At 59.4% G+C, this 13,761-nt stretch carries 12 protein-coding genes, 1 tRNA gene and 1 riboswitch; of the genes, 6 read left to right on the top strand and 7 right to left on the bottom strand.

What is annotated here, in order from left to right:
• Positions 1 to 311 precede the first annotated feature (311 nt).
• From HALAL_RS19400 to HALAL_RS0100410, 3 genes are all read right to left on the bottom strand, one after another.
• Positions 312 to 554, bottom strand: a complete 243-nt coding sequence (locus tag HALAL_RS19400; RefSeq protein WP_025272097.1) for an HD domain-containing protein — start codon at positions 552 to 554, stop codon at positions 312 to 314.
• 414 nt (positions 555 to 968) lie between these two features.
• Positions 969 to 2,282 carry an ISL3 family transposase gene (locus tag HALAL_RS0100415; RefSeq protein ID WP_084471779.1) on the bottom strand — a complete coding sequence of 438 codons (1,314 nt, stop codon included), beginning with the start codon at positions 2,280 to 2,282 and terminating at the stop codon, positions 969 to 971.
• 233 nt (positions 2,283 to 2,515) lie between these two features.
• Positions 2,516 to 2,590: transfer RNA gene (locus HALAL_RS0100410), tRNA-Asn, on the bottom strand.
• A 393-nt stretch (positions 2,591 to 2,983) separates the two neighbouring features.
• Here HALAL_RS0100410 and HALAL_RS16340 point away from each other — a divergent pair.
• A complete protein-coding gene (locus tag HALAL_RS16340) occupies positions 2,984 to 3,310 on the top strand; it encodes a hypothetical protein (RefSeq protein ID WP_025272095.1) in 327 nt (108 codons plus the stop codon).
• Between the two features lie 220 nt (positions 3,311 to 3,530).
• Here the strand turns inward: HALAL_RS16340 and HALAL_RS0100400 are convergent, their stop codons facing one another.
• Positions 3,531 to 5,951, bottom strand: coding sequence for a beta-glucosidase (locus tag HALAL_RS0100400; protein ID WP_025272094.1), 2,421 nt, complete (start codon positions 5,949 to 5,951; stop codon positions 3,531 to 3,533).
• Positions 5,952 to 6,162: 211 nt separating this feature from the next.
• Between HALAL_RS0100400 and HALAL_RS0100395 the strand changes: the two genes are divergently transcribed.
• The 4 genes from HALAL_RS0100395 to HALAL_RS0100380 are packed head-to-tail and all read left to right on the top strand — an operon-like array spanning position 6,163 to position 9,616.
• Positions 6,163 to 6,771, top strand: a complete 609-nt coding sequence (locus HALAL_RS0100395) for a TetR/AcrR family transcriptional regulator (RefSeq protein WP_025272093.1) — start codon at positions 6,163 to 6,165, stop codon at positions 6,769 to 6,771.
• 2 nt (positions 6,772 to 6,773) lie between these two features.
• On the top strand, positions 6,774 to 7,631 hold the full coding sequence (locus HALAL_RS0100390; RefSeq protein WP_025272092.1) for a putative RNA methyltransferase: 858 nt from the start codon (positions 6,774 to 6,776) through the stop codon (positions 7,629 to 7,631).
• Complete coding sequence (locus tag HALAL_RS0100385; protein WP_025272091.1) at positions 7,589 to 8,368, top strand: glutaminyl-peptide cyclotransferase; 780 nt, start codon at positions 7,589 to 7,591, stop codon at positions 8,366 to 8,368. Before HALAL_RS0100390 ends, HALAL_RS0100385 begins: the two co-directional genes overlap by 43 nt.
• Positions 8,369 to 8,413: 45 nt before the next feature.
• Entirely contained in the window at positions 8,414 to 9,616 is a 1,203-nt protein-coding gene (locus tag HALAL_RS0100380) for a hypothetical protein (RefSeq protein WP_025272090.1), read from the top strand.
• On the opposite strand, the gene HALAL_RS0100375 is transcribed toward HALAL_RS0100380, so the two are convergent.
• On the bottom strand, positions 9,600 to 10,526 hold the full coding sequence (locus tag HALAL_RS0100375) for a carbohydrate kinase family protein (RefSeq protein ID WP_025272089.1): 927 nt from the start codon (positions 10,524 to 10,526) through the stop codon (positions 9,600 to 9,602). The two genes, HALAL_RS0100380 and HALAL_RS0100375, sit on opposite strands and share 17 nt — an antisense overlap.
• Before the next feature lie 171 nt (positions 10,527 to 10,697).
• Between HALAL_RS0100375 and wrbA the strand changes: the two genes are divergently transcribed.
• On the top strand, positions 10,698 to 11,306 hold the full coding sequence (wrbA, locus tag HALAL_RS0100370) for an NAD(P)H:quinone oxidoreductase (protein WP_025272088.1): 609 nt from the start codon (positions 10,698 to 10,700) through the stop codon (positions 11,304 to 11,306).
• Between the two features lie 38 nt (positions 11,307 to 11,344).
• Here the strand turns inward: wrbA and HALAL_RS0100365 are convergent, their stop codons facing one another.
• Together HALAL_RS0100365 and HALAL_RS18865 are read right to left on the bottom strand one after the other, a co-directional pair.
• The gene (locus HALAL_RS0100365; RefSeq protein WP_211240403.1) at positions 11,345 to 12,409 is read right to left on the bottom strand and encodes a FecCD family ABC transporter permease; all 1,065 of its coding nucleotides are present in this window, start codon (positions 12,407 to 12,409) and stop codon (positions 11,345 to 11,347) included.
• Positions 12,409 to 13,392: an ABC transporter substrate-binding protein gene (locus HALAL_RS18865; RefSeq protein ID WP_025272086.1), complete on the bottom strand. Its 984-nt coding sequence runs from the start codon at positions 13,390 to 13,392 to the stop codon at positions 12,409 to 12,411. Before HALAL_RS18865 ends, HALAL_RS0100365 begins: the two co-directional genes overlap by 1 nt.
• Before the next feature lie 22 nt (positions 13,393 to 13,414).
• Positions 13,415 to 13,668: riboswitch (cobalamin riboswitch) on the bottom strand.
• Positions 13,669 to 13,761 lie beyond the last annotated feature (93 nt).

Raw genomic sequence — 13,761 nt, 5'->3', positions numbered from 1 at the left:
CACATAGCAGTAAACCTCCACGTGCGTGGGGAGCGCTGGCGCCCTCACTTCTTCCCACAGATGCCAGCTTTATTAATGTAGTCTTTACTGTAGTGTTCCGGCGTGACGTAATAATAGTTCCCATGGAGTCCGCTGATGATCTTAGCGGTAGCTTTTGCGAATTCACTGGGCCAATCGAACTTCATGCGTAGTGCTCCACCGAGCCATATTTGTCCGGAATATCCGTGATTAGACTCCTTGCCATCGATGGGGTAGCCAGGCGGTGCGGACAATCCGTCGCCCTCGCGATGATGGAATCCGGGGCATGATTTTCAAATGTCGTGCAGACCTGCCAATAGCATCAGGAAACGTCTGCAATCATCTTCCGACTGTTTCAATTGTTCGGACAACCAATGTCGGATTCGGTGCGACAAGTAGCCGTCCCAAATTTGACCTGTGAAGGCCGCTGTATCTTGTAGGTGGCACGCAAGCGGATACGTCTCAACGCGGCCTATCTCGACGGCGGAGCCACGGGACTTTCCCCAGACGTCCAAGTCGATCGGCGATGAGCCCATTTAGATTTCCCCCAAAGGGTTTGCATGTGAATTACCATCTACTATTGCAGATTGGACTGACATGCGAGTAGTATGCTATTGAGCATCAGTAGATCTACGGAGCGGTGCTTATGAGATTGGTTCAATGCCAAAACGTACAATGGGGCTTATAAAATCGCAGTTCAGGGAATCTGCTTTCCACGCACGTGGAGGTCTTGAAGTATCCGGTGGGTGGTCGGGTTCAGCGATCTGAATCAAGTTGTAGCAAAAGCTGGGACCGTAGTGGCGTGTATCTTGAACGGTACGTTATACGGCCGCATCATTGGCGATCTCTTCGAATGCCGACGTGAAAGTGGTCCAAACGATGTTTGGTCACTCGACAGCGACGATGACACTGGACATTTATGGGCTCTTCGGAGTTTAGCGGGGTGCGGTTTATTTAATGGTGATGGAGCCGAGGACTCGCCAGTTGGGTTTGCCGGCATACAGCAGGGCCCGGATGCGGTAGTTGTGGAAGTTGGTGAATCCAAACCCGATCCGTTTGATGCGTTTAATCAGGTTGTTCAAAGCCTCGGTAGGGCCGTTACTAACCCGAGCGTGATGGTAGTTGCAGATCTTGTCGCGCCAACGCTGGAGGGTCCGGCCCAGTCTCTGTAGTTCGGGCGGCATCGCGTGGTGACGGCAGTGGGCCACTAGATCGGTCATCATCACCCGTGCCGTGTCAGGGTTTGCCTCCCGGTAGAAATCACGTATTCGCTCTTTGACCCGGTAGGCAATTGCTACCTCAGCATGAGGGTCGCCCAGTGCCAGAAGCGACGACAGTCGCTGGGCGGCTGTGTCGGTCAGGCGTTCTTCGCCCACCAACAGTACCCGTCGGGCCCGGTAGAGCGGGTCATGTTTGCGTCCACGATGACCTGTCTGTTCGTGTTGTACCCGACGGCGTACCGCGTCCAACGCCCGGTTGGTCAACGCCACCACGTGGAACGCATCGACCACTTGGACAACGTTGGGAAGCATCACGTTATACACAGCAGCGTAGGCGGCCGACATATCCAACGCGCCATAGCGGAGGCGCCGCTTCCATGCGACCGATCGCTCATTGATATACGCTGCCACATCAACGAAATCACGACTGGGAAGCAGGTCAATGATCTGGTGGTGGTCGACATCGCAGACGGTCGTGACGTAGCTGGTGTGTCGATTGGTCAGGCGCATGAAACTGGTTTCATCCAAACCAATCGCAGTGGTCTTGTTCAACCGTTTGCGGTCGGCGTCGAGTAGTGCTCCACCGTAGGTGGTGACGGCATCGTTGATCGTGTGCCAGTCGCAGCCGAGCTCGGTGGCGACCTCACTGACGGTACGGCCCTTCCCCACCTGGACGGTGGCCCATTTCGCGGCTCGGGTCGTCACACGACTCGAGGCCCCAGCGATACGCGGATCCGTAAGCACCCAGGAACGTCTAGGGCATGCCGTGCTGGGACACCACATCCGATGTTTACGCCACACCAACCGCATCGCTTGCCCGTACACCGGAAGATCGATATAGCGCGCTAGGGGACGTTCCTTAACTCGTGCCCGACCGCCACAGTCGGAACACAACGGATGATCCACCACCTGCTCGATAACCAAGTCGACGTGCGGGCCATGACGTTCGTACTGTACAACACGAACATCCTTGAACCCTACAAGCGCCTGGACGATCTTGCTAGAATCAGACGTAACGAAGGTGCTTTTTTGTCGTTTTTTCACACATCAACAATGAGGCACCTTCGTTCTTTTCCACCAACCACACCCCGCTAAACTCCGAAGAGCCCATTTATGGGCCCCTGTTTCCCGATCGTCTGGACGAGGTTGCCGAAGTCTTCTCTTGACTGTGGGAAGCAGAATAGCTAACACAATGTTGCCTGAATGTTGTCCATAACAAGAAACCCGAGGTCAGGAACTTCAGTTAGAAGCTCTTGACCTCGGGTTTTACTTTGTATTGGCTCCCCGAGTTGGACTCGAACCAACAACCCTTCGATTAACAGTCGAATGCTCTGCCATTGAGCTATCGGGGATCATCCCTGGTTCAGCGGCTCTTCCGCCCGAACCACAAACAAGAGTACAGCATTCAGTTCCGCGTTCCAAAACGGGGGTGTGTGACTGGGGTTATAACAAAGGTAGGCCCTATATGGTCTGGGGCTAAGGGTGGTCGTACAGGTCTGGCGAGGGGTGTTTACCGATCAGTATCGCACCGCTCAGAGTCGTGTCGTAGTTTTGCCGTCAGCGGTACCGGATCGGGTGTCCAGCAAGGCATCGAGACGCCACCGCTTGGCGAGCGCGTTCTAGCATCGGTCACAGTGAACACAGGGGAGGGAAAATCGGTGACAATAGCACAATTTTGCCGGGTATAAGGAAAAATATCGCTTACGTGTATCGTGACGGTTCATTGAATAGAAAGGGAGTTTAAGATGCGCAAACTGTGGATCGCTGCTGGTTTTGCCGTGGGTTACGTCCTAGGGGCTCGTGCTGGTCGGGAACGCTACGATCAGATTACCGGCTGGGTCAATCAGCAGATGGAAAACGAGAAAGTACAGCAGGTTACGGACGCGGTCAAGGTTCAGGCCACCCAAGCGGCCAATACTGCCACTGAGAAGGTGCGCGGTACGAAGATCGGCGACGCGGTCGAGAATTTCATGGCTTCCGGCGAGGGCCATGAGTCGGACATGAGTGATGAGCTTCTGGATGTTCGTCGTGGGGATGCGGAAACTGAAGCGCAGTCCAGCGCTGTGAAGTAATCGGGCCGCATTCGGGCCGTCTGTACAGCCGTGTGCAGGACTGACAGTTGTGACGATAATGCGGATTGGGGTTATATGGCAGGAATCCCCAACCCGCATTGTCATTGTCCCGCCCCTTGGAATCAGCACGACGCTGGGACCTATTATCTCGTCAAATACCACTGTCGCGGGGGTTAATTACAGATTTGCCCCGCGATGAGGTATTACCCCGTTCTTGTCCTTATTGCACTATTGCTTGGCTCACCCGTAGGTCGGCGACGGATCGGCCCGCCGATACCTGCCAACCCCCGGAGACGGTGGTCCATTCTCCGTCAAAGACGTCAAAGGCGTGTTCGTCGAGCTCGACCTCGACCGTTGTCGATTCGTTCGGTGCGGCCTCTAGGGTCGTGAATCCTGCCAAACGGTGTTTTTCTATTCCGCCGTCGATTTTCTCTGCCGTATCCGCATCAGGCCCCACGTAGACTTGGACGACTTCGCGGCCGGAACGTGAACCACTGTTGCGCACGGTCACCCGTGCGGTGTTGCCCTCCACTGCGAGGCTTTCGTATTCCCATGTGGTGTAGGACAGGCCGTGCCCGAACCAGTAGGCCGGCTGGGGAGTTCCTCGTTTTTCCCATGCGCGGTAGCCGATGAAGACGCCTTCCTCGTAGTGAAGATCGCCGTCTGCATTCGGCTTGGCATTGAGTACCGGAGCGTCTTCGGTGGTGGCGGGCCATGTGGCGGGAAGTCGACCGCCCGGCTCGCTTCCGAGCAGCACATCGGCGAGCGCGTGGCCGCCTTCTTGGCCGGGGAACCAGGTCAGCAGGATGGCGGGGACGTCGTTGCGCCAGGGCATGGTAACCGGGCTTCCGGCGTTGACGACGACGATTGTGTTGGGGTTGGCTTGGGCGACGGCGGTGACGAGGTCGTTTTGTCGTCCGGGTAGGTCGAGGTTTGTGCGGTCCCAGCCTTCGGATTCGGTGAGTTCGGTGGTGGCGACGACGATGATGGCGGTGTCGGCGTTTTTGGCTGCGGTGGCGGCTTCGGCGATGAGTTCGTGGTCGGGGCGTTGGGGTGGGGTGTGGAGGAGGGCGAAGAGGAGTGTGGCGGGGTGGAGTTCGTTGAGTTGGTGGGGTTGGATGGTCATTTCGACGGTGACGGTTTCGCCTTGGGTGAGTTCGACGGTGCCGCGTGGGACGGCGGGGCCGAAGAGGCTTTCGAGGGGGTCGCTGATGTCGGGTTGGTAGTCGCCGTTGTAGAGGGTTTTTCCGGCGACGGTGAGGCTGAGTTTTCCGATACCTCGGGTGCCGAATTCGTGTGTTCCGCTGGTGGTGGCGGTGATGGTGCCGTTGATGACGGCGTGGTCGAAGGTGGTGTTGTCCATGTTTCCGGGGATGTGTCCCGTCCAGCGGACGTCTCCGTCGGGGATGGGTTCGGGTGTGGAGCGGTGTCCGTCTTTGGCGACGGCGGTGACGGTGAGTTCTGCGCCTTCTGATGCTGGGCTGAGTTCTTCGGTGAGGTCGACGCCTTGGTGGTAGTCGATGGTGTTGTCGCCGAGGGCGTGGGTGAGTCCGTCGAGTGGGCTGACGATGTGGGTGGGGAATACGGTGGCTGATCCTCCTCCGAGGACGCGTGCTTCACGGGCGGCGGGGCCGATGAGGGCGATTTTTCCGGGGTCGTTTCTGTTGAGGGGGAGGGTGTTGTTGTCGTTGCGGGCGAGGACGAACGATTGGCGAGCGATGCTGCGGAGGAAGGTTTCGGGTTGGGGGATTTCGGGTGGTGTGGTGGTGTTGGTTCCGTCGAGTGCTCCGACTCGTGCGGCGAGGGTGAGGACGTGTCGTACTGCGGTGTCGAGGTGATTGATGTCGATGTTTCCGGCTCGTATTTCGGTGGCGAGGTGTTGGTTGTAGGGGGTGTTGGGGCCGGGCATGGCGAGGTCGAGTCCGGCTTCGATGTTGTGTTCGGCGTCGCGGGCGGCGGTCCAGTCCGACACATTGAATCCGTCGAAGCCGCATTCGTGTCGGATGAGGTTCATGAGGGGTTGGTGGGAGGTCATGGTGGTGCCGTTGACGCTGTTGTAGGCGGTCATGAGTCCCCATGGCCGGGCGTGTCGGGTGATCATTTCGAAGGGGCGTAGGTAGGTTTCGCGGAGGGTGCGTTGGTCGATGATGTTGTTGACGGTAAAGCGTTCGGTTTCGGCGTCGTTGGCGACGTAGTGTTTCATGGTGGTGGCGATGCCTCCTTCTTGGACGCCGGTGACGTAGGCGGTTCCGATGCGTCCGGTGAGGTAGGGGTCTTCGGAGAAGTTTTCGAAGTGGCGGCCGCCGAGTGGGGTGCGTTGCATGTTGACGGTGGGGGCGAGGAGGACGTCGACGTTTTTGCGGTGTGCTTCTTGGGCGAGGAGGTGTCCGATTCTGCGGATCAGGGTGGTGTCCCAGGTGGCTGCTTGTGCGGTGGGGCTGGGTAGGGCGAGGGACGGGTCGGCTGAGGTCCAGTATCGGCCTCGGACTCCGATGGGGCCGTCGGAGAGGGTGATGGTGCGGAGGCCGATGTGGGGGAGCGCTTGTAGTCTCCAGTTGTCGATGCCGGAGAGCAGTGAGATTTTTTGTTCGAGGGTGAGCCGGGCGAGGGCTTGATCGACGGTCGTTGTGTTGTCGTGCATGGGTGGCCTTTCGCGTTGGGCGGCTTGGGTGGTAGGAAGTATGACATTCCTACCTAATGTTAGGTAGGTTGTGTTGTTTAAATGTTATTTTCGGGTTCGTATTCTGGTTTTGTGTGTCGCACATGGGTGACCGAGAGGCGGCAATGTGCGGTCTCGGTGGGCGTCGATACGATGTACAGTCCGCCACAGCATCCATTGAAGGCAGGTCACGATGACTGAACACCGCGACTCCGGTCCTGATGTCCCCGCGTCCTCGCGTGGCCAGGCCCGGCGGGACGAGATCGTTTCGGTGGCGGTGGGGGTCATCGCGGAGCACGGTTATCGTGGTTTGACCTTCGGGGAGGTCGCCAAGCGCGTCGGGCTCACCCAGCAGGGCGTCCTGCATTATTTTCCGAGTAAGGAAGAGCTGCTCATCGGGGTGCTGCGGCAGCGCGATGAGTGGGATGTGTCGGCTCCGTTCGTGAAGGGGCGGCAGGTCCCGGCCTCGCCGCTGGAGCAGATGGAAATGTTGGTTGACGTCAATGCGATGCGTCCTGAGATCGTTCGTACCTTTTCGGCCTTGCTGGGGGAATCCATAACCGGGAAACATCCGGCGGGGCCGTATTTTAAGGACCGTTACGAGTGGGTGCGTGAATCCATGACCGATACCGTTGAGCGTGAGTACGGTTCCGTGACTCCCAGCGGTATCAGCGCTTCCGATGCGGCCGTGATACTCATAGCGATGATGGACGGGCTGCAATTCCAGTGGCTGCATGACCCGGACGGAGTCGATATGCCCCAAGTCTTTCGTACCGTCACCAGACTCTTGGCAGGAGAATAAGCATGACCCTTCCCGGGCTCGGCGCACTGCGCTGTCCTCATTGCGGCGCTGAACTGCACGGCGAATCGCGTCGTCTACTCTGCCCGAATAATCACGCCTTCGACCTCGCTAAACAGGGGTACGCCCCCTTGGTCGCGGCCACATCCAATCTCACCACCGCCGATACCGCCACCCAGGTCGCGGCTCGACAGGACTTCCTGGACACCGGGGCCTACGCCCCCTTCCACTCAGCCTTGAGGCAAGCAGCTGAGACCGATGCGCCCGGTATCGCCCTCGAACTCGGCTGCGGTACCGGTTACTACCTCGCGGATTTTCTGGAGCACACCGAGCGCACCGGAATCGGAATCGACACGTCAAAATACGCCCTACGGCGAGCGGCGAAGGCGCATCCACGCATGACGGCGATTCTCGCCGACGGCTGGCAACGCCTCCCCATTGCCGACAATGCGGTTGCCGTAGCGCTCAACGTATTCGCACCTCGTAACCGCAGTGAGCTACACCGGGTTCTCCACCCGCATGGACGCCTCGTCACCCTGACGCCCAACAGCGGCCATCTCCACCCGCTTCCCGAATACATCTCCATGCTGTCGGCCGAAGAGAACAAGGAACAACGCCTCAGCGACACACTATCGCCCGACTTCCAGGCTCTTAGCCATACCGAGGTGACACGTCAACTCACCATGAGTCAAACGATGGTGTGCGACCTGATCCGTATGGGACCCACCGCACGGCATTGGGACGACGCGGAACTCACTACGGCAATCACGACTTCAGTTCCGTCTGAACTCGACGTCACCGTATCGGTCACAATAACCGCATGGCAAAGAAACCCATCCTCAGCGCCGTCATCGCAATACTGACCCTCACCACCGCCTGTGGAGAGGACGACCGGGTGGGAGGTGACGACAATGAGGCCGAACAGCTTTCGGTCACCGTCATCGACACGCGACCACACGACGACACCGCGTTCACTCAAGGGCTGGAGTTGGCCGACGGGATTCTGTACGAATCCACCGGTCAATACGGGCGTTCCCAGGTACGCACTGTTGATCCGCACAGCGGTGAGGTCAGGGACGCGGTGGACCTGCCCGACGATGAATTCGGGGAGGGCCTGACAGTCACCGAGTCCGATATTTGGCAGTTGACGTGGAAATCTGGCGTGGTGTATCGACGCGATCGATCCTCGCTGGAGGAGGTCGACACCTATGAGCTTGACGGCGAAGGCTGGGGGATATGCGCGATCGCGGGTGACCTCTATATTTCCGACGGCAGCGCACAGATCAGTGTGCGTGACGCGGAGACCTTCGCCGAACGCGACACCATGACCGTCACTCTCGACGGCGAACCGGTGGACAGAATCAACGAACTGGAGTGCGAGGGCGACACCATATGGGCTAACGTCTGGCAGACTCCGGACATCGTGGGCGTCGATCGCGGTGATGGATCGGTCCACACCGTGGTCGACGCCGGCGACTTGGAAGGCGAATACAGCGACCGCCGCGATCGCACGCTCAACGGCATTGCCGCAGTTGGAGATGGAACATACTATCTCACCGGCAAAGAATGGCCTTATCTCTTCCACGTATCCTTCGCGTAATACCCCAGTACGAAACTCGTTGTATTGATAGGTCATGATGGGGTTATGGCCACTCAATCGCCCTTGGATCGACTACTGGAATATAAAATGCAGCTTATTTCCGATTCGCGGCACCAGCGGGTTTTCAACAGCTGGAGTCACGACTTGATCTCCGCCGCCCTTGGATTGCTATTGACCTTCGGACTCATCTCCGACAATATCTACCAAGCGCGAACCGGAGAGTACAGCGCTACGGCACCGTGGCACTGGGTCATCTACTCCGCCATGATCTTGGTGGTGACCTGGTACGTCTTCCTTGCCTGGCGTCAGTACCACGCCAAAGAGAATCCGAACGACGCCGGAGAAATGCGGCACCGTACCGGCCTGTCGGCACTGCCATTGGGATATGGCGTAACAGCGTTCGCGGTACCGCTGATTGGTCTGGCAGGCGTAGCGAATGTCATCTGGCGTTTGGTAGCCGGTGAAGAAACGCTGGCCAACTCCGTCCTCAGCCCGACCCACTTGGGTCTCGCCGTGGGAACGGCGCTCCTACTGAGCGCTCCGTGGCTGTCGGCATGGCAACAACGTCAACGCGGCAACCTGATCGAAGCCCCGCATTGGATACTGCGAGACGTACCGGGAGCCCTCTCACTGGGCTCGGTATTGACGATTATCGTGCTGTTCCTCCCCTACGGAATCCCTTATTCCGGGTATCCCACGACGTTTTTGCAACTGGTGGCCGCCAACCAGCCCGCCTATTTGGTCACCGGAGTGGCCCTAGTGCTGTTTGCGACCATCGTGGCCCTGGCGACGATGATGATTGTGACGCGCCACCACCGTCCTCTCTTCGGCTACTTCACCCTCGCGTCGATTGCCCCCGCGTTGGCGGCCGGATCCTTCACCGATTACGCCACACCGAGCTTTGTCGTCCTCGCGGCCGGTTTGGGACTGCTGAGCGACTTCTTCGTTTGGCTGACCTGGCCGCAGTTGCGCCGTCGCCGAGACCTCCTGGTCATCGGGGCCGCGTGGCCCCTCCTGGCATGGTCGGCACTGTTGATCGTGGTGCGGTTTGAGACGGGGCTACGCCCCAGCTCAGAAATCTCGGTGGGTATTCCGCTGATCGCAGCGATCGTCGGGACACTGTTCATGCTGATACAACACGCCGAGCAGTTGCCGCGCCCCGTGGAAGCGGACAACGCGGCCAATCCGTTCGACGATGTGATTTCGCGAGCCCGTGCGATGACCGAGCGTTCTACGCAAGACGATTGAGTGCGTGGACGAGGACGTCCTCATCGATGAAGTCCGTGTGGGTGCCGGCGGCTTGAACCGTCCAGGCACCCGCAATGGCGCCGGCGTGTAGCGCGCTGGACGGTTTGGCTCCTTTGCCGGTGGCCCAAAGGAAGCCCGCCACAAAGGCATCGCCGGCGCCGTTGGTGTCCACCACTTCCCAATCGTTCCACGCGGGCCCGAAGTCATTGATGATGCTCGCATCGATGGCAGTGAACGCGGTGAGCGTATCGCCCCGTAGGGCCCACCCCCCTTTGCCTCCAGCGGTCGCGATGACAGTGTGTGCGCGACCGTGGTCGGCAATCCATCGCATCGTCTCCGGAGTGCGGTGCCCCAGCTTCTCGCTGGACAGAAAGACTACGTCACTGCGCAGCGCGAACTCCTTATGGTGGTCGTCGACCCCGTTCCACGAATGGAGGTCGGTGGAGACGCTGGTGGTGTCGTAATCGATATGGTCGAACACCTCGCGACAGACGTTATTGATCGACACGTGCACCTGGCCGGCGTCCCGCATGTGCGGTCGGTACAGCTCTGGATCCAGACGTAGATCGTACGGGTGCCGACCGTCGTAGAAGGAAAACCGCTTACCGTCCTTATCGACCAGATTCACACTACGAGGAGTGCCGTTCGGCGCCGGTTGATACGCGAACTCCAGCCCGGCCTTGCGATAGTGATCGAGCACCGTCTCACCTTGCGGGTCGGCACCGAGAAAATCAATCAACAGCGTCGAGCGACGCAGTTCATGACTGGCCAGAGCCACACCGTTTCCGGTATGAGCGACGAAATCACGAATCGGCGGCACGGACAGCGAATCTCCTCCGGGAACATCGAGCCGTGGAACCCGCACGATCGTGTCCACGCCGACTCCGCCCAGCACTACAAGCTCAGTCATGCCTCGATTGTCCTATTCGGTGCGCGACCCTGGCAACCACAATAAAAACGATCGCGTAAACAAAATCGCAAGACCGTTTTATCGCTAAAAGTAAAGTTGCGATCACCGAGGGATATAATGACGGGCGGCTGACGTCTTCAAACAGCTCACACGGTCACTAAGGAGTGCGACATGGTTAATCTGGCCATCATCTATTACTCGCAAACAGGCAACGTACACGCCATGGCCAAAACCGCCGAACGCGAGGCCAACGACTGGGGTGCCGAGGTCCGACTCCGCCGCGCCGAAGAACTGGCACCCGCGAGCGCCATCGAATCCAACGCCGACTGGAAGGCGCATTTTGACGCCACCTTGGATATACCGGTCGCTACCCTGGACGACCTGGAATGGGCCGATGCCCTCATGTTCGGGACACCCACGAGATACGGGCTCCCCACCGCCCAGCTGAAGCAGTTCATCGATCAGACCGGACCGTTGTGGGGCGCGGGGAAACTCATCAATAAGACCGTCTCCGCGTTCACCTCCTCGCAGACCAGTCACGGGGGTCAGGAGACGACCATTACGTCGATGATGAACACCTTCTATCATTGGGGAGCGATCATCGTGCCGCTCGGCTACACCGACCCCATGATGTTCGAGGCCGAACTGGGTAATCCATACGGCGCCAGTCATGTCGGCGTGAACGGTCCGGTGGGGGAGAAAACGCGGATTGAAGTCGCGCTCTTGACCAAACGGCTCCTGGGGATCACCGACAGCTTTAAGAAGGGGTCCACCACGTAGCAACGATGCGGTAGAGCGCGGGGTCTCCCACCGCGCTCCTACATTGAAACCAATCGTTTGCTGCGGGCCATCAGTAGAATGAACATCGGTACACCGATGACGGCGGTAATGACGCCGACCGGGATCTCGCGTGGTTCGAATACCGTGCGGGCCACCGTGTCCACCCATATCATGAAAATCGCCCCCACCATGGTCGCTATCGGTAGTAGCCGCCGGTAACTTGGCCCGCTGAACAGTCGCACCGCATGCGGCAGAATCAATCCGACGAAACCGATGGCGCCGCTGATGGACACGAGAGTGGCCGTCAACAGAGCTCCGGCGACCAGCAACAACCAGCGGGTACGGTGTACCGATACCCCGAGAGCGACGGCGGTTTCCTCCCCGAACGCGAACGCGTCGAGCGCCTTGGCGTGCCCCATCGTGATAATTCCTACCAGGGCAAACACTGTAAATGCCAGGCCCAACGACTCCCACCGCGCTCGTGACAGTGATCCGGACAGCCAGTGGATGATCGATTGCGTCGCTTGAGGATTACCCTCCCAGATGATGATGAAGGTCGTGATGGCGCCGCAGAACTGGCTCAGCGCGATCCCTGCCAGGATCATCCGTCCCGGGGCGAGAGCGCCGCGTTGCAGGGAGAAGAGAATGACCAGGCTGAATACGGTAATGGCTCCGAGGAATGCTCCCGCCGTGAGTGCGTACAGACCGCTTCCCACCCCGACCACGATGACGGCGACGGCCCCGAGCGACGCACCCGAGGAGACGCCGAAGAGATACGGGTCGGCCATGGGATTGCGGGTCAGGCTCTGCATGACCGCTCCGGTCAGTGCCAGCCCCGCGCCGACCACTCCGGCGGTGAGGACGCGGGGCAGGCGCAGTTCCCAGACGATGCGGCCGTGCAGGGCGGAAACGTCGCCGGCGCTGATCCCGGTCCACTCGATGAGGATGTGCCAGACCGAGCTCACCGACAGTCCCGCCGGACCGATCGCAACACTGTGAAGTATGGACAGAATGAGGCCGACCAGCAGTGCGAGGCAGGCGACGGTTATGCGACGCGATTGTTTGAGTTCCCGATGCCCGGCGGAGCACGGGGCGCTCGCCACTACAGGACCGCCGCTATCTGCTCGCTGAGGTCGGCGATGGCTTCCGCGTTTCGGAAGCCGGCGGTGGTGGCGGAGAAGGGTATGGTGACGATGGTGTCGTCCTGTACCGCCGACAATTCGTTGAGAGCCGGATCGTTGTGTAGTTTGTCGATTTTTTCGGTGGCAGGCGACCATTCGGCATCGACGGCGACGATGACGTCGGGGTCGATTTCAATGATGTTCTCCCAGTTCACTTCCGCCCAGCTCCCTTCGACGTCGGAGAAGCCGTTGTCCAGCCCCAGGGAGTTCATGAGCATGGCCGGTGTGCCGCAGCAAGCGCCGACGCTGGGGGAATCGAGTTTGTTGTCCCACCAGAGAACGGTCAGGTCGGCGTCGGTGAGAGAGGCGGCGGATTGATCGATCGTCGTCTGCTGGTCCGACACCAGTTTTTCTCCTTGCTCGGTGATGTCGAACAGTGCCGCGATATCGGTGATTTCGCCGTGCACGTCGGAGATTTCCATGGGCCGGTCCATGCAGGAACTTGGGGACAGGTAGGAGGCGATGCCTAGGCTGGTCAGGTCGTCGCGGCTACCGGCGGCGTCGTCGTTGAACGCGGATTCGTAGGAACCGTAGACGAAATCGGGTTCGACGTCGTAGAGAACCTCTTTGGACGGGTATTGCTCGGCGAGGACGGGGACGTCGGCGTAGGCGTCGGCCAAGTCGGGATGGATGGCGTCGTCGAGATAGGCCGTTCCGATGAGATGGTCTTCCAGACCGAGCGCCAGCATGATTTCCGTGGCGGCCTGGTTCATGGTGACGACTCGTTCGGGAACGTCGGTTGCGGACACTTCGACTCCGCAGTTGTCGATGGTGGTCGTGTCGGGGGATGACGACGCTTCCGGGTCGGTTCCGCATGCGGAGAGACCGATGATCGCGGCGGCGGACAGCGTAGCGATACCTTTGCGTGACAGGGAATCGGAACGCGGTTGAGACAGAGTGGACATGCGATACTCCCATACCTCGTGGTGGACTTCCTCTGCCGCAGCCGGTCTCCTGACTTACAAGTGAAGACGAACTTCCATCGGTCACCTTCCCAGACGGTTGAGTCCAGTGGCTGCGACCCGTGTCCGTACGCCGCCGTCGGCGGGCACCTATGGTTGGCGAACCGACTCCGAGGTCGGTACGACCGGTCGCGTGAACCGATGTTTACTTGTTTACAGTGGCGAGGACCGTTCCGGATTCGCACCGGATTCCCGTGCACTGCGGCGGGTCCAGAATAAACGAAGCTGTATCGCAATACTCGTCGGCGGTGTCGGGGTGTGTTGGCGACGTCTAAAACACGATCGGCTCGGCCACCTCGGAAGGTACGGGTG

The organism is Haloglycomyces albus DSM 45210 (assembly GCF_000527155.1).
Classification (GTDB): Bacteria; Actinomycetota; Actinomycetes; order Mycobacteriales; family Micromonosporaceae; genus Haloglycomyces; species Haloglycomyces albus.
The sequence above is the reverse complement of the archived record's forward strand: the minus strand, read 5'-3'. Positions and strand labels throughout refer to the sequence as shown.

What these genes read in the sequence shown, in the direction of transcription:
- HALAL_RS0100390 (WP_025272092.1), top strand. Translation starts at nt 6,774, where the DNA reads ATGACCCTTCCCGGGCTCGGCGCACTGCGCTGTCCTCATTGCGGCGCT.
- HALAL_RS18865 (WP_025272086.1), bottom strand. Translation starts at nt 13,392, where the DNA reads ATGTCCACTCTGTCTCAACCGCGTTCCGATTCCCTGTCACGCAAAGGT.
- HALAL_RS0100375 (WP_025272089.1), bottom strand. Translation starts at nt 10,526, where the DNA reads ATGACTGAGCTTGTAGTGCTGGGCGGAGTCGGCGTGGACACGATCGTG.
- HALAL_RS19400 (WP_025272097.1), bottom strand. Translation starts at nt 554, where the DNA reads ATGGGCTCATCGCCGATCGACTTGGACGTCTGGGGAAAGTCCCGTGGC.
- HALAL_RS0100400 (WP_025272094.1), bottom strand. Translation starts at nt 5,951, where the DNA reads ATGCACGACAACACAACGACCGTCGATCAAGCCCTCGCCCGGCTCACC.
- wrbA (WP_025272088.1), top strand. Translation starts at nt 10,698, where the DNA reads ATGGTTAATCTGGCCATCATCTATTACTCGCAAACAGGCAACGTACAC.
- HALAL_RS0100395 (WP_025272093.1), top strand. Translation starts at nt 6,163, where the DNA reads ATGACTGAACACCGCGACTCCGGTCCTGATGTCCCCGCGTCCTCGCGT.
- HALAL_RS16340 (WP_025272095.1), top strand. Translation starts at nt 2,984, where the DNA reads ATGCGCAAACTGTGGATCGCTGCTGGTTTTGCCGTGGGTTACGTCCTA.
- HALAL_RS0100385 (WP_025272091.1), top strand. Translation starts at nt 7,589, where the DNA reads ATGGCAAAGAAACCCATCCTCAGCGCCGTCATCGCAATACTGACCCTC.
- HALAL_RS0100380 (WP_025272090.1), top strand. Translation starts at nt 8,414, where the DNA reads ATGGCCACTCAATCGCCCTTGGATCGACTACTGGAATATAAAATGCAG.